Source organism: Thalassospira australica, assembly GCF_000763295.1.
GTDB lineage: Bacteria > Pseudomonadota > Alphaproteobacteria > Rhodospirillales > Thalassospiraceae > Thalassospira > Thalassospira australica.
In genome coordinates, this window is sequence record NZ_JRJE01000001.1 from 133,745 (window position 1) to 156,057 (window position 22,313).

Sequence of the window (22,313 nt, forward strand, 5' to 3'; positions counted from 1 at the left end):
AAAACCCCGCACCAGAACCGATGCGGGGTTTGATTTACCTGCGCGATCCAGACTGACGTTCGGATCAGCCCGATGTTTGGCTTTCTGACGAGTTGGGTTTTGCATCCGATTTCGACGACGGCGTACTTTGCTGTGTTAGCAACTCGTAGGTATCAATGGCATCACGTGGCGCAGACAGCAGGAAGCCCTGCATCTCGTCACAATCGGCAGCCTTAAGCGAGGCCATTTGTTCTTCGGTTTCAACACCCACCGCGACGACCTTGCGGTTCAAGCTTTTGCAAAGCCGGATCGCAGGTTGAAGGACGCTGTTTTCCGGCTGCTCGTCGAGTGCCACATTAAACAGTGATTTGGACAGTTTGATTCGTTGAACCGGGAACCGTTTCAGATAGCGAAGTGATGTATTGCCTGCGGCAAAGTGATCAAGGGTCAGGCCAATGCCGGCTTCGGAAAAGCGATAGAATTGACCAAGGGCGCGTTCCGGATCGCGCATGGCGATATCTTCGGAAACTTCGATCTCGATCATGGCGGCCTCAACTTCATATTCTGCCGTCAGATCAGTGATGTTCTTGATCAGATCAGCCTGAATGAACTGGCGGCTTGAGACATTAAGTGCAATTGGCACAGGCATGTAGCCCTGCTGACGCCAATCGGCAACCTGTTTGCAGACCGTTTCAATGATCCAGTGCCCCAGCGGTGACAGAAGGCCGGTTCTGTCTGCAACGGCAATAAAATCAGGTGGCAGGCGGCGTTTCCCGCTGTCATCAATCCAGCGCAGAAGGGCTTCGAAGCCGGTCAGGCTGCGGTCCGAAGTCCGATAGCGCGGCTGATATTCAAGGACAAAGCGTTTCTCATCAACAGCGCGCCTAAGCTGCGTTTCCATCGACAGGCGCGCATGCATCACATTGTTCATCGTCTCGACAAAGAAGCAATAAGACGATTCGGCCGATTTTTGCGCCCGGTACATTGCCGCATCCGCATTCGCCATCAATTGTGATGGTGCGCGCGCATCATTGGGGTACAGGGCAACGCCGACACTGACATGCAGGCGGATTTCCTCGCCGGTGGTTGTTTGAATCGGTTGGGACATCGCCTCGACCACCCGTTCGGCAACAAGGGCGGCACCCTCTGCTTCGGAAAGGTCGGTTGCGATGATGGCAAACATATCGCCCGAGAACCGCGCACAGGTATCTTTTTCACGGACTGTTGCCCGCAGGCGCCCGGATATTGTGCGCAGTGTTTCATCGCCAATATCGGCACCAAAGCGGTCATTGATGGCCCGGAAGTTATCAATATCAACAACCAGTACTGACAACAGCTTTTCATACCGCTTGGCGTGGGCAACCGCCTGGTTTAGGCGGTCTTCAAACAGCGCATGGTTTGGCAAGCCGGTCAGCGGGTCATGGGTTGCCAGATACCGCAACCGGTTGACCGATGCATTGGCAGCCGGATTGTGGTGCAGGGTGATGTCGACGCAATCCGGATTTGTCGTCGATGGCTTCATCGTCAGGTTACAGACAACATGAACACCTTCGGCACTGCGGACGATCCATTCACGCCTGAGTTCTTCATCGCCGCGATTGATCGCCAGCAGCATCTTTTCCTGTGACCGGCGCGATGCGGTGCCGTCTGACTGGAATTCCGGCGCCAGGTTATAGAATCGGATGAAGCCGTAATCTTCTTCGCGCAGATCAAAGAATTCCGCCGTTTCAGGCGACATGGATTTCAAATGCCCATCAAGCTTGGTGATCGACAACAAAAGATCGTTGATGTCATCCCCGGCGTTGATGTGATGGAGGCTGCGTCGCATTGCTGCTTTTTGCCGGTTGGCCAACAAGAAGACAATTACGGAAAACAGGGCAGCCGTGATGCCGCCAAATATCAAGACCAGTTCCGGATTGACCGTTCCGCGCGATGCCAGTGCGGGGTTGGCGATCACATCGACCAGCCATTGGCGGCCAACGACATCAACGGCAACGGTTTGCTGCAATGTTTCGTCGTCGCCTTCGCCCCGGATCTCAAACAGTACGGTGTCGCCTTCGCGCACACGCACCGTGTAATCTTCGACCTGTTCGGTGTTAATCACCGAGGCCAGCATGGATCGGATGCGAAATGCCCCGTTGATCACACCAATGATTTCACCGTCGCGCCCAAGAACCGGACTATAGGCCGTAAAGCCACGTCCGCCTTGCATCAGTTCAAGGGTTGGTGTGATTTGGGTGCGGCGTTGATCAAGGGCGATATCAAGAACAGGCCCCGCCAAGGGGTGGCGTTTCAGATCCGCGCCCATGGCCGGTACGTTGCCCTTGATCGGGGCAACATACAAAATGATGTAGTTGGGGGTAATCCAGTTGATCGCCTGCAATGCGGGGAACCGGCTTTGTAGCGGGGTTGCAACCGAAAGATATTCACGTTCATCTTCGGGCGGGCCAGCTTGCCAGTTGTCGGCAAAACTTTCGAGCACCGCCAGATTGTTTTCCACAATCGTTTGGACCTGTCGGGCAACAGCGTTTGCGGTGATTTCGCCGGCGGACTGAAGGATAATCTTGCGGTTGGTTTCAACCGTTTTCCAGGCCATGAAAGTGACTGCGACAAAGAAAGCAGCCGTCAGAAATCCCGCCGCCAATGCACGCTTTTTCAAGCGTGACGTTTGCTTCGATGCGTTTTCTTCAGCCTGCTGTACTTCTTCTTCCATTTATCCCCCGACACCGCGCTGTTTACCATCTTGATGCGCGTGCAAATAAGGTATTCCCCGTTTGCAGCGGTGTATTGCCCGCTGATGGATTTACCGAAAACGGTGGCAAGGACCTTGATCCGGGTCAATCCGCATTGTTTCTTTTATGGTGTTATTCTTACACGACTTTAAGGGGGGGGTCGCCTTCATTTAAGGAATTAATTTTCCATACCGCGCATAAAAAGCTTTCCAAGGACGGGGTCGGAGGGCGCGAATACGGATATAAATCTGCGTTAGACCCTGTTCGGACGCAGAGAAGTGTTGTATCTCAGGCGGGAATCAGGCGTCCGCCACAAACCGGCGAAGAATCGCGTGACAAAGATCGCCCTCAGAGAGAGTTCATGAAACACCATCACCGCAATCCCCGTGCCCGTGGGGGACGCAAGCGCCAACCTTCCCGGCGTGATCCGCTTATCGGGTTTGAAGCAGACGTCACCATCGAACAGATTGGTGCGCGTGGCGACGGGATTGCGCATGTCGCAGCACCAGATGGAAAATCTGTGCTGATCTATGTCGATTGCGTTTTGCCCGATGATGAGGTGCGTGTTGCCTTGCGTCAGAAGCGCGGGGATGGCTATGGCGCAGAAGTCATCAAGGAAATCGCCCATGGCGGGGGGTATACCCCGCCAAAATGTTCGCATTTTAAAGAATGCGGCGGATGTGCCCTGCAGCATATGCAAGAATCCGATTACCGTGCGTGGAAACACGACAAGGCGATGGTTGCACTTAAGCGTGCAGGTGTTGACCCGCAGGATGCCGAAAACATCATTGCTGACGTTGAAATTTCGCCGCCTGCAAGTCGCCGACGGGCTGGATTTTCGGTGCATGTCGGTGCGACGGGTGTGTTTGTCGGTTTTCATGGCCGTTTCAGCCATACGGTGCTGAATGTGCCCGATTGTGCGGTGCTGCGCCCCGAAATCATGGCATTTCGTGCGGCATTTGTGACGTTCCTTTCGTCCTGTCCGCCCGATGATGCGCGTGACATCAAGGAAGTGTTTGTTACCCTGACCGATACCGGTCTTGATGTTCTGGTGCAGGCAGGCAAGGACCCTGATCTTGATATGCGTCAGGATCTGGCAGAGTTTGCCGATGCCCAGAATATTGCACGGCTGAGCTGGAAAACCGGTGATCTGCCGGATGAACCGGTTGCAGCCCGCCAGACGCCCCTTGTCAGTTTTGAAAATGTTGATGTGCCAATTGCGCCTGGTGGTTTCTTGCAGGCTACCAACGAAGGCGAAAAGGCCTTGGTCAAGGCTGTGACATCTGTGGTTGCGGAAATTGCCCCGAAACATGTTGCCGATCTTTTTTGCGGTGTTGGCAGTTTTACATTTCCGCTGGCACTTTCGGGCAAGCGGCGTTCGGTCACGGCGGTCGAAAGTGACCCCCGCGCGGTCGAACTTTTGCAATATGCGGTTGGCCAGTCGGGAAGCCCGATCAAGGTCGTGCAGCGCGATCTGTTCCGCCAGCCATTGTCTGGTGATGAACTGCGTGATTTCGATCTTGTGGTGTTTGATCCGCCGCGCGCCGGTGCATTGGCCCAGTGCGAGGCATTGGCCGCAGACGGACCGGAATGGGTGTTGGCAGTTTCGTGTAATCCGGCAACCTTTAGCCGCGACATGCGTGTATTGCGCAACAGTGGCTATGAGATCCTGAAACTTGTCCCGGTTGACCAGTTTTTGTGGTCTTCGCATCTGGAATTGTTTGCCGTTTTGCGTCGCACATCGGTCCAATAGGGAACCGATTCGTATAGGTTTCAGAGTGGTTTGCCACGCAAACACCATCAAGATTCCGGCAAAATCCGTCCGATTATAGCGGATTCTGCGGCTAATCCCTTTTGGGGCTTAAGTTTTCTTGCCTAATATACTATACTGTTAGCTGATATTTCCACCGGACACCAGGATGGTCGATTGGGCAAGGGATTGAGCATGTTCGATCCATCTGCCTGCGCAGCATGTAGTTGCCTTGCCGGCTTGTTTGTGCGGAATGACGATGGAACCACTGGCCAGTCAGCTGCCGATTTATACCAATACTGCGCGTGCAATCGCACCGCAGAACAGGTTAGCTGAATCTGAAAACAGCCAGTTTTCCGCCAATAGCCAAAGTACGAACCGCAATGCGGATGCCTTTCGCAGTGCGAGCTACGCCAGCCAACAGCTTAACGGTTCGCTTGGCAGTGCGGGGGCGCTTTTGGATCAGGCGTCAAACGATCTTTCACGGATCGGGGATGCGCTTGACGAAATTGACGCGATCGTCACCACCGTCGAAGAAAACAGCGATCTTTCGCGCCAGCAACGAGCGCAACTGAACGCGCAAATCGAAGATTATCTGGCCGAGATCGACGATATTGCCGCAAACAGTACCTATAACGACATAGACCTTCTGGCTTCAGAACAGACGATCACGCTGCAAGTCGGGTCCGGGACATCTTCAGACAACCGCCTTGATGTCGAATTGTCGGCTTCTGCGTCCGAGGATCTCGCGACCGGACTTTCCGATATTGATGTATCTGATGATGGCGGTGTTACCAATGCGCGCAGCTTGGTGGATGACGCACAGGAAGCGCTGCGGGATCGGGAAATCGCGCTGGCTGCAGATCAGGGCAGCCTGACAACGGCCCGCGATCAGAACCGTGTGTCCCAAGTTGCCGGCGAGAACATCTTGCAGGCGCAACTGGCAGCATCAGAAACGAGCGGCCGCGACGATGCGCAAAGCCGCATTTCGGAAAACCTGCAGGCTTATCTGGGGAACATAGCATCACAGTTGGCAAGTCAGACAGTGACTGTTGGTGGCTTTGGCCTGCCAGAACCACAATCTGATCCGTTCCTTGAGCAGGAAGACGCGCCGGTCTTTGATCCGACGGTTGACGAGGATGGCACATCTGGTCAGGACTTCTTTGGTCAAACCATCAACGGTGCGGGTGGTGGCCAGCCGTTCAATGCCCCGGTATTTGGCGGGTATGACAGTGGCGGCAATGGGACATCAAGTGGCGGTGGGGGCACGACAGAACGTCAGTCAAACCGCGTATCCGTCGATGCCTGATGGATACAGGCATCCCGGAATGCTGAATAATTCAATCCGGATCATGCGCCCAGGATAGCAGCATTATGATGCATGTTCGGTGCGCAATTAACCTTCGATGTTTTCACCGTCATAAATGCCCCAGAAGCCATGGCGGGGGGCCCAGCCTTCAAAATCGCCAAAGCGCAACTGGCACCAGTTCATGGTTGACGGGCAATCTTCGATCCTGCCGATGACACTGGCAGATACCATTGCAATCTTGCGCGCGTTTTCATCAGCAGCGGAATAAAGCGTGATGCTGTCATCGGTTACGATGACATGACGTGATCCAATCAAAAGACTTTGATGGACCCAGCCTTCACTTCCTTCCCAATCGCGAACCTTGCGCCAGGTATCAAACTCCGACACCACCTCCATCGGCATGTTGCGCCGATGATAAATCCAGACCTTGGGATAACGAAGGCCGGGACCAGCCCGCAGAAATACCTTGTCGGAGCGCAGTGCGACAAATCGCGGAATGGGCAGACCGGATTCTTGCGCGCTGGCCACAATCGGCGCGGTCAGACTGCCCAGAATCGCCAAAGCCATGAAGCGATACAGAAAACTGCGCAAAAACTGCGGCATCTTGTTGGTATTCCCCTGTTTACTTTATCTGAGCCGCTCTTGTGCATATTCGCGTCTGCGAAATAAAATTACAAAAACTGCGTCAAAATCCTTGCTTTTGTACCTTTTGGCATGGCATCACTGCATTGCGGCAGGGCACAAAAGTGAACCATGCCTTAGTTTGTCTGAAAAAAGTTAAAAGACCGCATAGGAACGGCACATGACCAAGAAAAAACCGCTTGTCGTCGTGACCCGGAAGCTGCCGGAAGCGATTGAAACCCGCATGATGGAATTGTTCGATGCACGTCTGAACATTGATGATGTATCCATGAGCAAACAAGAGCTGATTGATGCGGTCAAAGAAGCAGACGTTCTTGTCCCAACCGTGACCGACAAGATCGATGCAGCGGTTTTGGCACATGCCGGTCCCAACCTGCGTCTTATTGCCAATTTTGGCACAGGTGTTGATCATGTTGATCTGCAGACTGCCCGTTCGCGTGGCATCACCGTGACCAATACGCCAGATGTCCTGACCGAAGATACTGCTGATATGACGATGGCATTGATCCTGTCGGTGTCACGCCGTCTGGCCGAAGGCGAACGTCTGATCCGCAAAGGGGCATGGGACGGCTGGGGCCCGACCTTGATGCTGGGGCACCGGATTTGGGGCAAGCGTCTTGGGATTGTTGGCATGGGGCGTATCGGCCGTGCGCTTGCGCGGCGCGCCAAGGGGTTTGGTCTTTCAGTGCATTACCACAACCGTCGTCGTGTCCATCCCGATATCGAAGAAGAGCTTGATGCGACCTATTGGGAAAGCCTTGACCAGATGCTGGCGCATGTGGATGTCATTTCGGTCAACTGCCCGCATACACCGGCAACCTATCATTTGCTGTCAGCGCGCCGTTTGAAGCTGATGCAGCCCCATGCCATTCTGGTGAATACCGCGCGCGGTGAAATCGTGGATGAACCGGCATTGACCCGCATGCTTGCCGATGGCGAAATTGCCGGTGCTGGACTGGATGTGTTTGAACATGAACCGGCAGTAAATCCGAAATTGCTTGAGTTGCAAAATGCAGTACTGCTGCCGCACATGGGGTCGGCGACAATTGAAGGCCGCGTTGACATGGGAGAGAAGGTCCTGATCAATATCAAGACCTTTGTCGATGGTCATACGCCACCCGATCGTGTGATCGAGGGGCTTCTTTAGACCCTGATCCCGCGCCAGTTTAAGTAATGATTTCAAAGGGGTGATGCGTTTTGCATCGCCCCTTTTTCATACTCCCCATTTGTGGATGGTGAGCCGATCCCGAACAAGGCATTTTCCCGACACCCAAAAGAGAGAAGCTTGAGTTCCGGAATACCCGATAATGGTAAAACACACAGAGACACCTGTTACAGCACCCAATTCAGAAACAGCGTCGTTTGACGGTGGGACGTCAGGTGTTGAAGCCCGAGAAATGACGCTTAATGGGCCATGTGTGGTTTCAGGTGTTCAGGATCGTTGTGCCGAAGAACTTGTTTTCGTTCGGTCAGGGGCGGTCGATGTTTTTGACGGTGATGGAAACATTATGGAGCACGAGGGCAATTGTTTCTCGATCCCGTGTGGTCAAAGATATCATCTGCATGTGACGACTCGCGGTACTGCCAGATTTCTTGTTCTTATGATTCCGGCCTCAAACGACCCCGATCAGATTGCAGCAGTTCAGGCGATCAAAGCTGAATACAAGGACATGCTTCTGGGCAAGGCCGCAAGTTGAGCGATTGCAGCATGGCTGCGTGATTGGCCGCGAAATTCTGGCTCCTGACAATTCCTGACAGTAGATTGACGATTAACCGTATTGAACATTTCTTTCTGCGGGCTGCTTGGTTATGACTGTTGCATGATAGGAATAACCGCCAAGGGGCCATAATGAGCTTGATCTTTGATGCACCCAAACCGATCACCATTCCCGTTCAGGGAACTGATGACCTTTTTCCGGTAAACCGTATTTTCTGCATCGGTAAAAATTACGCCGATCATGTGCGTGAAATGGGATCGGATCCCTCTGATACGCCGCCCTGTGTCTTTATGAAGCCAACAGACTGCCTTGTCGTTGGCAGTGGTGATTTGCCTTATCCGTCCGCGACGGAAGACTTGCATTACGAAGGCGAATTGGTTGCGGCCCTGTCAAAGGGCGGCAAGGACATGGACCGTGCGGCGGTTGAAGATGCCATTTTTGGCTATGCTGCCGGACTGGATATGACCCGGCGTGATGTTCAGGCGGGTCTTAAAGAACGCCGACTTCCTTGGGATATGGCGAAATCCTTTGACGGCAGTGCGGCGATTTCTGCCATTCAGCCAAAGGCCAATGCCGGAAACCCGCATGCGACCGATCTGAAATTATCGGTCAATGGTGATGTGCGTCAGGATGACACCACGGCGAAAATGATCTGGCCGGTGGTCGATGCACTTGTTCATCTTTCGACCCTGATTGAACTCAAACCGGGTGACTTGCTGTTTACCGGAACGCCCGAAGGCGTCGGCCAGGTTGTGCGCGGCGATCGCATGGATTTGGTGATTGCCGATGTCGCGGAACTTTCAGTGACCCTGAAATAAGCAGACCACGGGGGCCAGGGTCAGGAGCCCGTCTCAATCAAAATGAAAACGGAGCCCGTTTTGAAAATCGTTAGCTGGAATATCAATTCCGTTCGTCTGCGCATCGAGCAGGTCGTCAAATTCCTTGAGGAACAGCAACCCGATGCGCTTTGCCTTCAGGAACTGAAATGCCCCGATGAGCATTTCCCCCACGAGGCATTTGAAGCCGCCGGGTACGTTCATCGCCACAATCATGGCATGAAAAGCTATAACGGGGTTGCCATCGTTTCACGTCTGCCTTTCGTTGAAACCGACATCAAACATTTTTGTGGCAAGGAAGACCGCCGTCACTGCATGGCGAAGTTTGAAAACGGTGTCGAGCTGCACAACTTCTATATCCCGGCGGGCGGTGACGAGCCGGACCCGGAAATCAACGAGAAGTTTGCCCACAAGCTGTCCTTTCTGGATGAAATGACAAACTGGTGGGATGAACGCCGGACAACGGACCCGGATCGCAAGGCGGTTCTGGTGGGGGACTTTAATATTGCCCCTTCGGAAAACGATGTCTGGTCGCATAAGAAACTTCTGCGCGTTGTCAGCCACACGGCGATTGAAATCGAAATTCTCGAAAAGTTTCGTCAGTCGGGCGATTTTATCGATGCCGTGCGTGAAGTGGTTCCGGAACCGGAAAAACTGTTTAGCTGGTGGAGCTACCGTGCACGTGACTGGCGTGCGAGCAACAAGGGGCGCCGCCTTGACCATGTCTGGATGACCCCGAATATGGCGGGAACGGTGCGTACGGCATCGGTCTATGATATCGCACGTGACTGGGAAAAACCATCGGACCACGCACCAGTGGTGGTGGAATTCAATCTTTGAGCCATACGGCGCACTGACAGAATAAAACAGCGGATTAGCAATGCTTAATCCGCTGTTTTGTCATGGGAAATAACTTGATTGTCAGGCTGATCGGGGTAACTCTTTTGGTTGAACGGAACCGAAAGAATGCCCATTTGATCCAGAACGGGGCGAACTTCGCTAAGTTTCGGTGACACATTACGCAGGATACGGGCAATGAAAAAGATACTGATTGGTCTGGCAGCGATCATCGTTTTGGTCGTCGGTGGCCTTATCTATGTCTACGCAAATCTTGATGACATTGTGAAAACCACCATCGAGAAGGCCGGTACACGTGTAACCCTGGCCGACGTGACTGTAAGCGGCGTTTCGATAGAACCAACGCAAAACACAGCCGCCATCGACGGGCTGGTGGTTGGCAATCCGGATGGGTTCGATACCGATTATGCGTTCTCGCTGGGCAATATCTCGGTCCGGTTGGATGGTTCGACCCTGACCAGTGATACCATCCGCATCATTGAAGTTGTCGTTGATTCGCCAAGCGTGATTTACGAACTGGGGAATGGCAGCTCGAACATCGCGACCATTCAGCGCAATGTCGAAGCCTTTGTTCAGCGTGTTTCGGGGCCGACCGGTGCTGGCGGCGCGGATCAAGAACCGGCTGATGATGTTGCCGGCTCTGAAGGTAGCGGAACCAAGATCATTATCGATAACGTCTATGTTCGAAATGGTGATGTTGGTATTTCTGCCGGGGTGCTGCAGGGCAAAAAGCTGTCGGCCAGCCTGCCGGAAATCCACCTTACCGATGTTGGCAAGGATGAGGGCGGTGCCACACCGGCCGAGGTTGCCGGTGAAATCCTGACCGCGATCAACGCATCTGTCTTCAAGGCGGTTTCCAGCCTGAATGTTGATGGTCTTCTGCAAGGTGTGGGTGATCTTGGCAAGGGTGTTGTCGGTGCCGTGGGGGCTGTCGGTGGTGCAGCCAGTGGCGGCGGTACCAAACTGAAAGACGGTGCCGACGCGCTTGGGGGTGCTGTCAAAGGATTGTTTGGCGGATCATCGGATTAACGTGATCACAGTGCCTTTGATCTGGATTTAATATATGGGCCCGATGAACGTGTCATCGTTCATCGGGCCCATTTTTGTCATTTCGCAGGTCAGCGCGCGTTGTGTTCAGAGTGGTTTTTAACGCAATGAAAACTCAAGGATACCGGACGCGGTATGGTGCGTGATGTAAACGGCGTGTGAACTTTCTCTATCCCACTGCTTTTTTTCAGGAAATTGACTTCTATATATGGTTGGGTAGGGACGGTTGTATCCAAACTCTGTATTGTCTTGGGGTGTTCGGCTGCAAATTTGGAGTGGCCGACGTGTGGGGTCGGGTCGTTTTGATCTGATCGGAAACAAGAACTGCATGGAAGCAGACAGACCAACAAATCAAATTCGCGGGCATCGAAGACATTGGCGACAAATGTCGATATGCCCACAAAATAATGGGATTGGGATTCCGATATTCGGTCAGACAAGGAGAAACACCGATGAAAGCGAAACTGCTTACTGTTGTGTCCGCCGCGGCCTTTTTAAGCGCGTGCGCAAACATGAACATTCCAGGGGTGCGTGATATGGCTGACGAAGGGTCGGCCTTTGACGCGGCCCTTCACCAGAATTACGCCGATCTTGCCCAGGCAGAATATGATGAAGCCGATTGGTCGGATGCACGGTACTTCACAGATCGTTCGAAAATGGCCGCCATGAGCCAGGATACCGGCCCGCAGATGATTTCCGAGCGTACCCTGCCGGAAGGCACCATGTCCGAGGTTGAAGTTGCCCGCAGTGATCTGTTGGCGGCACTTGATGCCGGTGGACGTGAAAAAGCCTCTTCGGCGGCGGCACGTGCCCAATCGAGCTTCGATTGCTGGCTGCAGGAACTTGAAGAAAACATCCAGCAGGAAGACATCGATAACTGCCGTGCTGCTTTCTATCAGGCACTTGCCATCGTTCAGGCCGAACTCGACACTGGCCCTGCACCAATGGCAGCGCCGATGGCAATGCCGGTTCCAATGAATGTCTATTTCGGGTTCGACAGTGCTGACCTCAGCGGCAAGGCAATGTCTGTTGTTGATGGTATCGTTGAGGCATATGGCAAATACGAGCCGGAAATGATCAGTCTGGTTGCTTATGCTGACCGTGCGGGCGATGCGATGTATAATGACATGCTTGCCAAGTCGCGTGTTGATGCGGTGGTCAAGGCATTGCGCGGTGCGGGCATCCCGGCAAGCAAACTTGTAATCAGCGTCAGCGGCGAAGCCGATGTGCCGGTTACAACCGCTGACGGTGTTGCCGAACAGGGCAACCGCGTTGTGACGGTAACTTTCGAAGACGGCATGTAAGCACGTCGAATTAATATAGGGGATTTCATCCATGCGTCTATTGATCGCACTTCTTCTGCCCTGGTTGCTTTTCTTTACCATCGGGCGTCCGATTGCAGGTGTTATCTGCCTGATCTTGCAGATTACCCTGGTGGGTTGGGTTCCGGCCGCGATTTGGGCCGTTTACTCGCTTAGCCAGTATAACACCGACAAGAAAATCAGCAGCGCCATGGGTGGCGGTCAGGAATAACTGGCCCTGTTTGTCGGGGAACCGGCAACAGCGAAAACCCGAAATAAGGAGGCAGGCTTTCGGGCCTGCCTTTTTTGTGTTTGGGGGCTTTTAATGCATTTGGCGGCGGACGCCGCCGATAAACCGGCCAATGACACGTGAAACGATGAAACGGGTCAGGACAAAGGTGATCGCACTGGCAACCGATGGCCAGTACCAAGCCTGTATTTCGGGCCGTGTGCTTTGTTCGACCAGACCGTAAATGATCGCAGCCATTGCAGCGGCGGCAATGAAAGCCGTCCGGCGTCGATAACGTGCGATAAAGGGGCCGAGCAACCACATGACTAATGTTGTCCGCCACCGATATCGCGGGCAAGTCGCGCGGCGAAGTCATCGGTCATGCCTGATACGTAATCAAGGATCACTAGATAAAGCTCGTATAGGGAGGCACCAATCGGCATGGCATCGGTACCGATCAATTCACGCACCCGTCCGGCGCGATAGGGAATATCGGCTTCCGACCCGGCGCGGTGCACATCAAGGGCGGTTTTACAGAAGGTTTCAAGCAGGGTGTCAAGATGGGCGAACGCCCCGACTTCGATCTGGACCTTGCGGCGGTTCAGGATGATTTGCTTTTCAGAAAACGACTTGGCCTCTTTGATCAGGTCATTATAGGGGCCTGCCGCACAGGCCAGAAGGTCGCCTTTCCACTCGCCAGCCAAAAGGGCCTCCTCGTTGGCGACAAAGGCATCAACCAGCGCATCAAGCAAACCGGTCATGATCTTGCCGCGCAGGAAGGAAATCTTGCGGCTGATATTGGGTTCGCGATGATATTCGCCGGGCAGTTCATCGGTGATGCAGGGCAGCAACATCTTTTCGAGAACGGCGAACTCCACCAGTTCAAGTTCAACCCCGTCTTCGATGTCAATCAGGGCATAGCAAACATCGTCTGCGGCCTCGACCAGATAAACAAGCGGATGGCGGCAAAAGGACTGATCCCCGGTGCGGATCAGGCCGGTGGCATTGGCAACATCTTCCAGAAGGCCAAATTCCTTTTGGAAGGCACCGAACTTTTTCTTCTGCGGGAAGGGACTTCCGGCTGCTGACCACGGATATTTCAGAAAACTGGCCAGCGTTGCATAGGTCAAACGCATCCCGCCATCATACAGACCAGTCCGTTTGTTGGTCAGAAGGCGGAAACCCTGGGCATTGCCTTCGTAGGTCGTAAGGTCCGCAAACTGTTCGGCGGTCAGGCTTTGGGTAAATTCGGGGGCGGCATCAATAAACCATTGGCGAATGGCATATTCCCCGGCATGACCAAAGGGCGGATTGCCGATATCGTGGCACAGGGCGGCGGCCTGAACAATGGCGGCCATATGGTCTGGTTCTATGGTGCTTGGCAGGCTGCCCTTTTCCTGCAGGCGATGCCCGACCATCAGGCCAAGCGAACGACCAATGCACGATACCTCCAGACTGTGGGTCAGGCGGGTATGGACATTGTCATTTTCCGGCAATGGATGGACCTGGGTTTTACGCTGCAAGCGACGAAAGGCAGCGGAAAAAATGATCCGGTCATAATCCTTGTGAAAGTCGGACCGGCCAAATGGCCCGACACTGGAATGACGGGTGCCAAGGCGCGCCGGTGAAAGCAGTTTTTGCCAGTTCATCATCGCAGTCATGGTATTTCGCGCCTTCCGGTCGGGCTTTGGATCTTGAGCATATGGGGCCTTTATGCCCACTGTTGGTAAATAAGCATTTTAAATTTTGCAGAAAACTTAAGGGGCAGGGCCTATTAATTTGATCGATCCGCCGGACAGACGTCGTTGTATTTGCAAAATGCGGCGTAGAACCCCTTGACCGGGATACCGACCCGCCCAGCGTGATTTTCCCAGGATGTCACAAATAAAACGTCTGTCATTCCAATCAAATTAATAGGTCCTGACCCTAGAGAAAACGGCGCATCAGATGACGCGCCGTTTTCAAGATTAATCACATTTGGGGCAGGTTATTCACCAAGACCCTTTTCCATTACCAGATCAAGACGGCGCGCGAAGCTGACCGGATCGGGCAGGGCTTCGCCTTCGAGGATGCGGGCCTGATCAAGCAACAGCAAGGCTGCATCATTCAGGATCGGTGCCTTGGCATCCTTGATGGCAATGTCAGACAGCTTTTTGATCAGGCTGTGCTTTGGATTGATTTCAAGGATACGCGGGCTGATTTCATCAACACGATTGTGCTGTTTCATCAGGCGTTCCATGCGCAAATCCATACCGGTTTCATCGGCAATCAAACAGCAGGCCGAACTTGTCAGGCGATCGGATTCACGAACATCCTTGATGCCGGTGCCCAGCGCGATCTTGATCGACGCAATCAGCGCATCAAGGGATGCATCGCTTGGTGCATCGTCTTTTTTCGCGTCCTTGTCGTCATCCTTATCGTCAGATTTGACGTCGTTCAGATCAGCACCGCCACGGGTGACCGATTTGAAGTCTTTTTCGTCAAACTGACCAACTGATGGCATCCAGAATTCATCAACCGGATCGGTCAGAAGCAGAACTTCAATTCCCTTGGCGTCAAACCCTTCAAGTTGCGGGCTGCGTTTAAGCGCATCAATGTCTTCGCCGCTGATGTAATAGATGGCTTTCTGGCCTTCTTTCATGCGTTCGACATATTCCGCAAGGGTCGTCCAGCCATCACCGTTGGTCGAACGGAACTTGGCGATTTTAAGGATACGGTCCTGGTGGGTGTGATCCTCATACAGGCCTTCCTTGACGACCGAGCCAAAGTTTTCCCAGAAGGTTTCAAATCCTTCGGCGTCTTTCTTGGCAGCCTTTTCAAGTTCGGACAGGACCTTTTTGGTCAGGCCGTTCTTGATTTTGGTCAGCAACGGATGGTCCTGAAGCATCTCACGCGAGACATTCAGCGGCAGGTCCTGACTGTCAACCACGCCCGAGACAAACCGCAGCCACGGCGGCAGAAGTTCGTCGGCACCCTCGGTGATGAAGACCTTGCGCACATAAAGCTTCAGATGGCCTTTGCGCTGGGGATCATAAAGATCGAACGGGCGCATGGTCGGAAGATAGAGAAGGCCTGTATATTCGATCGCACCTTCGGCCTGGTAGTGGATGGTTTTCCACGGATCATCAAAGGCGTGCGAGGTGTGCTTGTAGAATTCCTTGTATTGCTCTTCGGTGATCTCGCTTTTGGGGCGGGTCCAAAGGGCGGAGGCCTCGTTGAGCGTCTCGTCGCCATCACCTTTCATCAGGACCACCGGAATGCCGATGTGATCGGAATAGGTTTTGACGATATGGCGCAGACGCTGTTCTTCGGTGAATTCCTTGTTGTCATCGGTCAGGTGCAGGGTGATCTGCGTGCCACGACCTTCCATTTCAGCTTCGGCAATGGTGTATTCACCTTTGCCGTCAGATGACCATTTCCAGGCCTGATCTTCACCCGCCTTGCGACTGACGACTTCGACCTTGTTGGCAACCATGAAGGCGGAATAGAAACCGACGCCGAATTGACCAATCAGGTCAACATCCTTGGCATTGTCGGATTTCGAAACAGCATCAAGGAACTTTGCGGTTCCCGAATTGGCGATGGTGCCAAGGTTTTCGACAAGGTCTTCCTTGTTCATCCCGATCCCGTTATCGGCAATCGTCAGAACATTGCGGACATTATCTGTGAGCAGGCGGACCTTGAATTCAGCGTCGCCAGCGAGCAGATCTGGTTTTGCAATCGCTTCATAGCGCAACTTGTCGCAGGCATCCGAAGCGTTGGAGATCAACTCGCGCAGGAAGATGTCCTTGTTGGAATAAAGCGAATGGACAACGATATCGAGCAGTCGGCTGACCTCGGCCTCGAACCGCATTTTTTCTTCCGTCATGACCTCTTATTTCTCCTTTGTTTCAAGCGTCTGTCGGGCTTCTCCGATATTGGCAAAAGCACCAACACCTCAACGGGGTTAAACTTTAGATTCAGGACCTGTTAATTTTGTCGTCATGGCAACCATTATGTTTGAGAACTCCTGTGTCAAAACCCTTGTCCGGGGAGCCACCCCGCACAGCGGGCTTTTCCTCGGATTTCTCAAACATAATGGTTGTCCTACGGATCAAACGGATTAGCACGGACTACTTTGTCGTAAAACTTTGAAAGATGGCAATCTTCCTGCAGTTTTTCTCCTCGTACCCGTACAAATCTGATTGACCATGGCGGCAAAATTAACAGGTCCTGAATCTAAACCGAGCTTGATATGCGTCAACGCATCTTGCAGCGCAAGTCTTGTATCCTAAGTATAAAGTAAGACGGTTTTTTTACAGGGGCGCCCAACACAGTTTGGAAGCGTCCCCGAAAGCCCCGGAACAGTAGATGCGCATCGCAATTGTTCCGGGTTAATCCGCAGGGTGCAACGCCCTGTCTTGCGTCCAAGGCTTTATACAGGAGGCCGTATCATGAAGGTTCCCGTTCAAATCACCTACCGTGATGTTGATCAGTCTGATGCACTCGATGAGCGCATCCGTTTCAAGGTGCAAAAACTTGAAGAAACCTTCGATCGCATGACCAGTTGTCATGTCGTAGTGGAGCGCCCGCACGCATCGCATAATCATGGAAATCGTTTTGCTGTGCATTTTGGTATTAACGTGCCGGGCAAGGAAATCATGGTGAAACGCGACAGTGCGGATCATGCCCATGAAGACGTATATATCGCGTTGAAAAACAGTTTTCAGGCAGCCCGCAGACAGCTTAAGGAATACGCAGACAAGATGCGTAACCATTAAAACCTTCCCCAATCCATAAGGTAGACACGGGGCGGCCATATGGCCGCCCCGCATATAGGGGAACATCGACCCAACACCATCCGGGGGGGCGGGGGAGCTCAGGTGACAGTGTCAGGTCGATGTAACAGGTGAAGACCAGACGCGTTTAAGACGCCATGGCTTCTAGGCTCAGGACCTATTAATTTGATTTGAATGGCAGACGTTATATTTGTGAAATCCAAGGAAAATCCCGCAGGGCGGGCTGGTATCCCGGCCAAGGGGTTTGACGAAGGAGTTTGCAAATATAACCTCTGTCCTTCGGATTAACCGGATTTGCACGGGCTACTTTGTCGCAAATCCTTGAAAGATGTATATCTTCCTGCGGCTTTGCTTCGTGTATCCGCACAAATCCGGTGAACCATTCAAACCAAATTAATAGGTCCTGAGCCTAGTTGTTGGGGGATGGTCTGCGGTGATCGGGCGTTGCGCAGTGCGGCTGCCCACCATTTAAGATCAGTCGTCATATGGTGCAGGGCGCGATTGGTGCCCTGAAGGTCCGTGGGCAGACCTGTATCATCGAACCGGTCCCAGGCTTGGGCGAAACTAACCACATCGCGCATGGTGACCACATGCAGTTCGGCAAAGACGAGGCGCAATTGTTCCACAGCGCGCAAGCCGCCCGACACCCCGCCATAGGAGACAAAGGCAAGCGGTTTGCGTTTCCACTGGTCCTTGGCCGCATCAATCATCAGTTTCAACTCGCCGGGGAAGCTGTGATTGTATTCTGGGGTGATGACGATAAAGGCATCGGCCTTGGCAAGGGTGGACTGCAGTCGCGCCACGCCGGGATGGTCGGCACCAACATGGGCAGCAGGCAGATTGAGCTGTTGCGGATCGAGTGTTTCAATCGAAAGATCGTCATCGGTCTTAAGTGTGCTGACCGCCCAGTTTGCGACAGTGTCCCCAAACCGACCTTCCCGTGCACTTCCGTAAAGTACGGCGATATTGAATGCCTCTTTCATGGCGATGAACCCTTGATAATTTCTCTTCAATGGGTAGAGTTCTAAAACCTCAACTAATATTGAGGTCAAGCGCGAAATAGCATCACGCCAACAAACAAGAGGCGAAGTGGGGAAATGGCAGAAAAGGGCGTTTTACAGCGCTATTTGAGTGTCGGTGAGGTTGCCCGTCGATCTGGTGTTGCCGTGTCTGCAGTGCATTTTTATGAACGCAAGGGCCTGATCAGTTCGATCCGGACCGATGGCAATCAGCGCCGGTTCCATCGTGGAATATTACGGAAAATTGCCATTATCAAGGTGGCGCAACAGACCGGCATTCCACTGTCGGAAATTGGCGCGGCCTTTGATAAATTGCCGCATAATACGGTGCCCACGGCCAAGGATTGGGCCAAATTGTCATCGCAATGGCGCGATGATCTGAATGACCGTATCGAACAGCTTACCCGTCTACGTGATCAATTGGGGCAATGTATCGGGTGTGGATGTCTGTCGATTTCCGATTGTCCGTTGCGTAACCCGGCAGATGCGCTTGCCGATGATGGTCCCGGTGCCAGATTGCTGGAACTCGAAGAGGAATAATCTGCCTCGGATCTGCGTGATGGGGCCGCCACCGCATTCACGGCGCAGCCGCATGAACATGGGCAGAAAGCTTGACATTGCGCTGGTTCGCGTGTTGAAAGGCGCAATGATTGCGACGGTCCGGATCATTGGGCTGTCGATTGGAAAAGTTTGATGCAGATTTCAACCCGAACCAGCCCACGTATCCTTGCCATATTGGGGCCGACCAACACCGGCAAGACCCATCTGGCCATGGAACGGATGTTGGCGCATACCACCGGGATGATCGGGTTCCCGCTCAGACTTTTGGCGCGTGAAAACTATGATCGCGCAGTGGCCAAAGTCGGCAAAGGTGCCGTGGCACTGATCACCGGCGAAGAACGCATTCTTCCGAAAACAGCGCGTTATTTCCTGTGCACCGTCGAAGCGATGCCGGTCGCCAAACAAGTCGACTTTTTGGCCGTAGATGAAATTCAGATGTGTGCAGATCCGGAACGTGGACATGTGTTTACCGATCGGTTGCTGCATGCGCGCGGGCGTCATGAAACCATGTTCATGGGTGCGGAAACCATTCGTCCGGTGATCCGCAAGTTGGTCGATAACGTCGAATTTGATCGTCGCGAACGTTTTTCGACGCTGACCTATAACGGAGCGAAGAAAATCCAGCGGTTGCCTGCGCAGTCTGCGGTTGTGACCTTTTCCGCACAGGAAGTTTATGCAGTAGCCGAGCTGGTGCGGCGTCAAAAGGGCGGGGCTGCGGTTGTGCTGGGTGCGCTGAGCCCGCGGACACGTAATGCGCAGGTCGAAATGTTCCAGAACGGTGAAGTTGAACATCTGATCGCGACAGACGCGATCGGCATGGGGCTTAACCTTGATCTGAACCATGTGGCCTTTGCCGCCATGAAAAAGTTCGACGGCAAGTTCAATCGTGGCTTGAGTGCGGCTGAAATCGCGCAGATTGCCGGACGTGCCGGGCGGCACATGAATGATGGTACGTTCGGGGTGACCGGAAATCTGTCTGGCATTGATCCCGATATCATCGAACAGATCGAAGAGCACGAATTCGAACCCCTTGCCAAAGTCTTCTGGCGTAATGCGCGGCTTGATTTTCGCACTGTTGGCGCGCTTCAAAAATCGCTGCGCCGCCGATCCGATGACCCGACCCTTATTCTTGCGCGCGAGCCGGTTGATGAGATCATGCTGGATCATCTGGCGCAAAACGAGGATGTCGCACGCATTGCAACCGCACCGGATCGCGTACAGTTATTGTGGGAAGTCTGCCAGATTCCCGATTTCAGAAATATCCATACCGATGCGCATCCAAGGCTGCTAACATCTATCTATCGCTATCTTGCGAAACCCGGAAGCAAACTGCCCATCGACTGGTTGGGCGAACAAATCTTGCGTCTGGATCGTTATGATGGTGATATTGATCAGTTATCATCACGTTTGGCAGGTATTCGCGTCTGGACATATGTATCGCATAAGCATCACTGGCTCGAAGATGCCAATCATTGGCAGGAACGTACGCGGGCCATTGAGGACAAGCTCTCTGATGTGCTACATGAACGCCTGACCCAAAGGTTCGTCGACAGGCGAACTTCGGTTTTATTGAAAAGTCTCAAGGACAAGTCTGAACTCATGTCTACCATCACTGCGAATGGTGAAGTACAGGTCGAAGGTGAATTTGTCGGCCGTCTTGATGGATTCCGTTTCATTGCTGATGAAACCGATGCTGCTTTCGAAGGCAAGGCTATTGCCAGTGCCGCACGTCGCGCGCTTACGGGTGAAATCGCCCAGCGTGTCAAACAACTTGAAACCGATGAAGACGACAAGTTCGCAGTGAATGGGCAGCTTGATGTGCTCTGGAACGGTGCACAAGTTGGCGTTCTGAAAAAAGGCGACACGGTTTTGTCGCCCGAAGTTCAGGTCATCGACAGCGAGTTCTTTGACGGCCCGACCCGCGAACGGGTACGCACCCGTCTGCAGAATTTCATCAATGCTCATATTGAAGCGCGCCTGAAGATGCTCACACGGCTGCGCGATTGTCAGCTTTCCGGGCCGATTCGGGGTCTTTTGTTCCAATTGAACGAAGGTCTGGGCTGCGTTCCGCGTTCGGAACTTGAAAGCCTGGTCAAAGACCTGTCTGACGAGGACCGCAAGGCACTTGCCAAACTTGGCGTGCGTCTTGGCGTTGAAACCGTCCATGTGCTTGATGCGCTCAAACCCGATCCGGTTGAGTTGCGCGGCATTCTTTGGGCTGTTGCACGCGAACTTGAAGCACTTCCGGAATTGCCGCCAGCGGGCCGTACCTCGGTCCCGAATGATCGGGCAAACTCCAAGGGGTTCTATCTGGCAGCAGGTTATATGCCGGTTGGTCCACTTGCGGCCCGTGTGGACATGCTGGAACGTTTTGCCGCCCTTCTGCGCCAGAAGGCACGTGAAAACGATGGCAAGGTACGTCCTGATCCTGATCTGTTGTCGCTTTTGGGCTGCACGGTTGAGCAAGCCGAAGGCGTGTTTACCGCTCTTGGCTGGCGTGCCGAAGTGACCAAGGTCAAGAAATCCGAACTTGAAGCCAAGGAAGCCGAGAAAAAGCCGCAAGAGGCTGCTTCGGCTGACAAAGCTGAAAAACCTGAAGCCGACAAGGCCGAAAGTGCAGCACCGGCAGAGACCGAAGCAAAAGCAGAAGCCGATAGCCCGGCAGAAGCGCCCGCGCCGGTTGAAGCAGCAGCAGAAGCTGACGCGACGGCTGACGCCACCTCGGATACCGCCGAGGAAGGCCCGGCAGTTGAAACCGATGCCGATGGGGATGAACTGGTCGAAGTCAAATACTTCGTCCGTGTTGATCGTCGTAAACGCGGTGGCGGTGCAAACCGTGGCCAGCGTGGTGGTCCGCGTCAGGATGCACGTGGCAAAGGTGGCCCGAAAGGCAAGGGTGGCAATCGCCCGAACCAGGGTGGCAAAGGTGGTCGCGGTGGCAAGCCTGGTGGTGGCCGGGGGCAGGCACCGGACAAAGGCAACCAGATCAACGAAGATTCGCCTTTTGCCAAGCTTAAGGAAATGCTTGAAGCCAAAGGCTGATTGCATCGAAGACTGTGTTTTGAACGGCGGCTCATGCGGGTCGCCGTTCTGCGTTCCAAATGTATAATATTCAGATGGTTGCGGGAAAACATTGGCTGTGAAGGAACAGGCTGAGAAGCTCAGGATTGATAAATGGCTTTGGCATGCGCGGTTTTATAAAACACGGTCGCTGGCCAGCAAGGCATGTCAGGCCGGCCACATTGTTCTGAACGGTCAGTCGGTATCCAAGGCCAGTGTTACGGTTGTCGCCGGGGATCGCCTGCAGTTTTTTCAAGGGACGCATTTGCGTGTGGTCGAAGTTGTCGCCTTGGGCGAACGCCGTGGCCCCGCCCCGGAAGCCCAGACCCTGTATGTCGATCATTCGCCACCGCGAATACCGAAACAGGACGTCGCGGCAGACATTCGTACTGCCCCGATTGCCAAACGCGAAGCCGGGGCAGGACGCCCGACGAAGGCAGAGCGTCGGGCAATTGACCGATTGCGCGGTGAGGATGGCGACGCATAAAGTGCGA

Annotated in this window: 19 protein-coding genes; 13 read left to right on the plus strand and 6 right to left on the minus strand. The window is 53.6% G+C overall.

Annotated elements, in window-relative coordinates; all coding sequences use genetic code 11:
• Positions 1-64 precede the first annotated feature (64 nt).
• Positions 65-2,692 (minus strand): bifunctional diguanylate cyclase/phosphodiesterase, encoded by a 2,628-nt coding sequence (locus JF44_RS0100600; protein WP_052065299.1) that lies wholly within the window; start codon positions 2,690-2,692, stop codon positions 65-67.
• A gap of 380 nt (positions 2,693-3,072) precedes the next feature.
• Here JF44_RS0100600 and JF44_RS0100605 point away from each other — a divergent pair, with 380 nt between their 5' ends.
• Positions 3,073-4,464 (plus strand): class I SAM-dependent RNA methyltransferase, encoded by a 1,392-nt coding sequence (locus tag JF44_RS0100605; protein ID WP_033067012.1) that lies wholly within the window; start codon positions 3,073-3,075, stop codon positions 4,462-4,464.
• 256 nt (positions 4,465-4,720) lie between these two features.
• Entirely contained in the window at positions 4,721-5,770 is a 1,050-nt protein-coding gene (locus JF44_RS0100610) for a hypothetical protein (protein ID WP_033067013.1), read from the plus strand.
• Positions 5,771-5,857: 87 nt separating this feature from the next.
• Here JF44_RS0100610 and JF44_RS0100615 read toward each other — a convergent pair whose 3' ends face one another.
• Positions 5,858-6,373, minus strand: a complete 516-nt coding sequence (locus tag JF44_RS0100615) for an SH3 domain-containing protein (RefSeq protein WP_033067014.1) — start codon at positions 6,371-6,373, stop codon at positions 5,858-5,860.
• Positions 6,374-6,572: 199 nt separating this feature from the next.
• On the opposite strand from JF44_RS0100615, the gene JF44_RS0100620 reads away from it, so the two are divergent.
• The 7 genes from JF44_RS0100620 (at position 6,573) to JF44_RS0100655 (ending at position 12,404) form a co-directional block, all read left to right on the plus strand.
• Positions 6,573-7,559 (plus strand): 2-hydroxyacid dehydrogenase, encoded by a 987-nt coding sequence (locus tag JF44_RS0100620; protein WP_033067015.1) that lies wholly within the window; start codon positions 6,573-6,575, stop codon positions 7,557-7,559.
• 160 nt (positions 7,560-7,719) lie between these two features.
• Positions 7,720-8,109: a hypothetical protein gene (locus tag JF44_RS0100625; RefSeq protein WP_156111546.1), complete on the plus strand. Its 390-nt coding sequence runs from the start codon at positions 7,720-7,722 to the stop codon at positions 8,107-8,109.
• A 152-nt stretch (positions 8,110-8,261) separates the two neighbouring features.
• The gene (locus JF44_RS0100630) at positions 8,262-8,948 is read left to right on the plus strand and encodes a fumarylacetoacetate hydrolase family protein (RefSeq protein ID WP_033067017.1); all 687 of its coding nucleotides are present in this window, start codon (positions 8,262-8,264) and stop codon (positions 8,946-8,948) included.
• Between the two features lie 60 nt (positions 8,949-9,008).
• Entirely contained in the window at positions 9,009-9,806 is a 798-nt protein-coding gene (gene xth, locus JF44_RS0100635) for an exodeoxyribonuclease III (protein WP_033067049.1), read from the plus strand.
• Positions 9,807-10,001: 195 nt separating this feature from the next.
• Positions 10,002-10,853 (plus strand): AsmA family protein, encoded by an 852-nt coding sequence (locus JF44_RS0100645; protein WP_033067019.1) that lies wholly within the window; start codon positions 10,002-10,004, stop codon positions 10,851-10,853.
• A 470-nt stretch (positions 10,854-11,323) separates the two neighbouring features.
• On the plus strand, positions 11,324-12,175 hold the full coding sequence (locus tag JF44_RS0100650) for an OmpA family protein (protein ID WP_033067020.1): 852 nt from the start codon (positions 11,324-11,326) through the stop codon (positions 12,173-12,175).
• A gap of 31 nt (positions 12,176-12,206) precedes the next feature.
• Complete coding sequence (locus JF44_RS0100655; RefSeq protein WP_033067021.1) at positions 12,207-12,404, plus strand: YqaE/Pmp3 family membrane protein; 198 nt, start codon at positions 12,207-12,209, stop codon at positions 12,402-12,404.
• Positions 12,405-12,494: 90 nt separating this feature from the next.
• Here JF44_RS0100655 and JF44_RS0100660 read toward each other — a convergent pair whose 3' ends face one another.
• From JF44_RS0100660 to htpG, 3 genes are all read right to left on the minus strand, one after another.
• On the minus strand, positions 12,495-12,725 hold the full coding sequence (locus tag JF44_RS0100660; RefSeq protein WP_033067022.1) for a hypothetical protein: 231 nt from the start codon (positions 12,723-12,725) through the stop codon (positions 12,495-12,497).
• 2 nt (positions 12,726-12,727) lie between these two features.
• Positions 12,728-14,062, minus strand: a complete 1,335-nt coding sequence (locus tag JF44_RS0100665) for a deoxyguanosinetriphosphate triphosphohydrolase (RefSeq protein WP_238318338.1) — start codon at positions 14,060-14,062, stop codon at positions 12,728-12,730.
• A gap of 326 nt (positions 14,063-14,388) precedes the next feature.
• On the minus strand, positions 14,389-16,269 hold the full coding sequence (gene htpG / locus JF44_RS0100670) for a molecular chaperone HtpG (RefSeq protein ID WP_033067023.1): 1,881 nt from the start codon (positions 16,267-16,269) through the stop codon (positions 14,389-14,391).
• A gap of 565 nt (positions 16,270-16,834) precedes the next feature.
• On the opposite strand from htpG, the gene JF44_RS0100675 reads away from it, so the two are divergent.
• Positions 16,835-17,161, plus strand: a complete 327-nt coding sequence (locus JF44_RS0100675) for an HPF/RaiA family ribosome-associated protein (protein ID WP_033067024.1) — start codon at positions 16,835-16,837, stop codon at positions 17,159-17,161.
• A 401-nt stretch (positions 17,162-17,562) separates the two neighbouring features.
• On the opposite strand, the gene JF44_RS0100680 is transcribed toward JF44_RS0100675, so the two are convergent.
• Positions 17,563-18,162, minus strand: a complete 600-nt coding sequence (locus JF44_RS0100680) for an NADPH-dependent FMN reductase (protein ID WP_033067025.1) — start codon at positions 18,160-18,162, stop codon at positions 17,563-17,565.
• 114 nt (positions 18,163-18,276) lie between these two features.
• On the opposite strand from JF44_RS0100680, the gene soxR reads away from it, so the two are divergent.
• The 3 genes from soxR to JF44_RS0100695 all read left to right on the plus strand — a co-directional run bounded on the left by soxR (position 18,277) and on the right by JF44_RS0100695 (position 22,306).
• Positions 18,277-18,738, plus strand: coding sequence for a redox-sensitive transcriptional activator SoxR (gene soxR, locus JF44_RS0100685; RefSeq protein ID WP_033067026.1), 462 nt, complete (start codon positions 18,277-18,279; stop codon positions 18,736-18,738).
• A 153-nt stretch (positions 18,739-18,891) separates the two neighbouring features.
• On the plus strand, positions 18,892-21,801 hold the full coding sequence (locus JF44_RS0100690) for a helicase-related protein (RefSeq protein ID WP_033067027.1): 2,910 nt from the start codon (positions 18,892-18,894) through the stop codon (positions 21,799-21,801).
• 97 nt (positions 21,802-21,898) lie between these two features.
• Positions 21,899-22,306, plus strand: a complete 408-nt coding sequence (locus JF44_RS0100695; protein ID WP_033067028.1) for an RNA-binding S4 domain-containing protein — start codon at positions 21,899-21,901, stop codon at positions 22,304-22,306.
• Positions 22,307-22,313 lie beyond the last annotated feature (7 nt).

Excerpts from the sequence above, each read along its gene's own strand:
- JF44_RS0100620 (WP_033067015.1), top strand. The coding sequence starts at position 6,573 with ATGACCAAGAAAAAACCGCTTGTCGTCGTGACCCGGAAGCTGCCGGAA.
- JF44_RS0100630 (WP_033067017.1), top strand. The coding sequence starts at position 8,262 with ATGAGCTTGATCTTTGATGCACCCAAACCGATCACCATTCCCGTTCAG.
- JF44_RS0100690 (WP_033067027.1), top strand. The coding sequence starts at position 18,892 with ATGCAGATTTCAACCCGAACCAGCCCACGTATCCTTGCCATATTGGGG.
- JF44_RS0100605 (WP_033067012.1), top strand. The coding sequence starts at position 3,073 with ATGAAACACCATCACCGCAATCCCCGTGCCCGTGGGGGACGCAAGCGC.
- htpG (WP_033067023.1), bottom strand. The coding sequence starts at position 16,269 with ATGACGGAAGAAAAAATGCGGTTCGAGGCCGAGGTCAGCCGACTGCTC.
- JF44_RS0100650 (WP_033067020.1), top strand. The coding sequence starts at position 11,324 with ATGAAAGCGAAACTGCTTACTGTTGTGTCCGCCGCGGCCTTTTTAAGC.
- JF44_RS0100610 (WP_033067013.1), top strand. The coding sequence starts at position 4,721 with ATGGAACCACTGGCCAGTCAGCTGCCGATTTATACCAATACTGCGCGT.
- JF44_RS0100680 (WP_033067025.1), bottom strand. The coding sequence starts at position 18,162 with ATGAAAGAGGCATTCAATATCGCCGTACTTTACGGAAGTGCACGGGAA.
- JF44_RS0100665 (WP_238318338.1), bottom strand. The coding sequence starts at position 14,062 with ATGACTGCGATGATGAACTGGCAAAAACTGCTTTCACCGGCGCGCCTT.
- JF44_RS0100675 (WP_033067024.1), top strand. The coding sequence starts at position 16,835 with ATGAAGGTTCCCGTTCAAATCACCTACCGTGATGTTGATCAGTCTGAT.
- JF44_RS0100655 (WP_033067021.1), top strand. The coding sequence starts at position 12,207 with ATGCGTCTATTGATCGCACTTCTTCTGCCCTGGTTGCTTTTCTTTACC.
- soxR (WP_033067026.1), top strand. The coding sequence starts at position 18,277 with ATGGCAGAAAAGGGCGTTTTACAGCGCTATTTGAGTGTCGGTGAGGTT.
- JF44_RS0100645 (WP_033067019.1), top strand. The coding sequence starts at position 10,002 with ATGAAAAAGATACTGATTGGTCTGGCAGCGATCATCGTTTTGGTCGTC.
- JF44_RS0100615 (WP_033067014.1), bottom strand. The coding sequence starts at position 6,373 with ATGCCGCAGTTTTTGCGCAGTTTTCTGTATCGCTTCATGGCTTTGGCG.
- JF44_RS0100625 (WP_156111546.1), top strand. The coding sequence starts at position 7,720 with ATGGTAAAACACACAGAGACACCTGTTACAGCACCCAATTCAGAAACA.
- JF44_RS0100660 (WP_033067022.1), bottom strand. The coding sequence starts at position 12,725 with ATGTGGTTGCTCGGCCCCTTTATCGCACGTTATCGACGCCGGACGGCT.
- JF44_RS0100600 (WP_052065299.1), bottom strand. The coding sequence starts at position 2,692 with ATGGAAGAAGAAGTACAGCAGGCTGAAGAAAACGCATCGAAGCAAACG.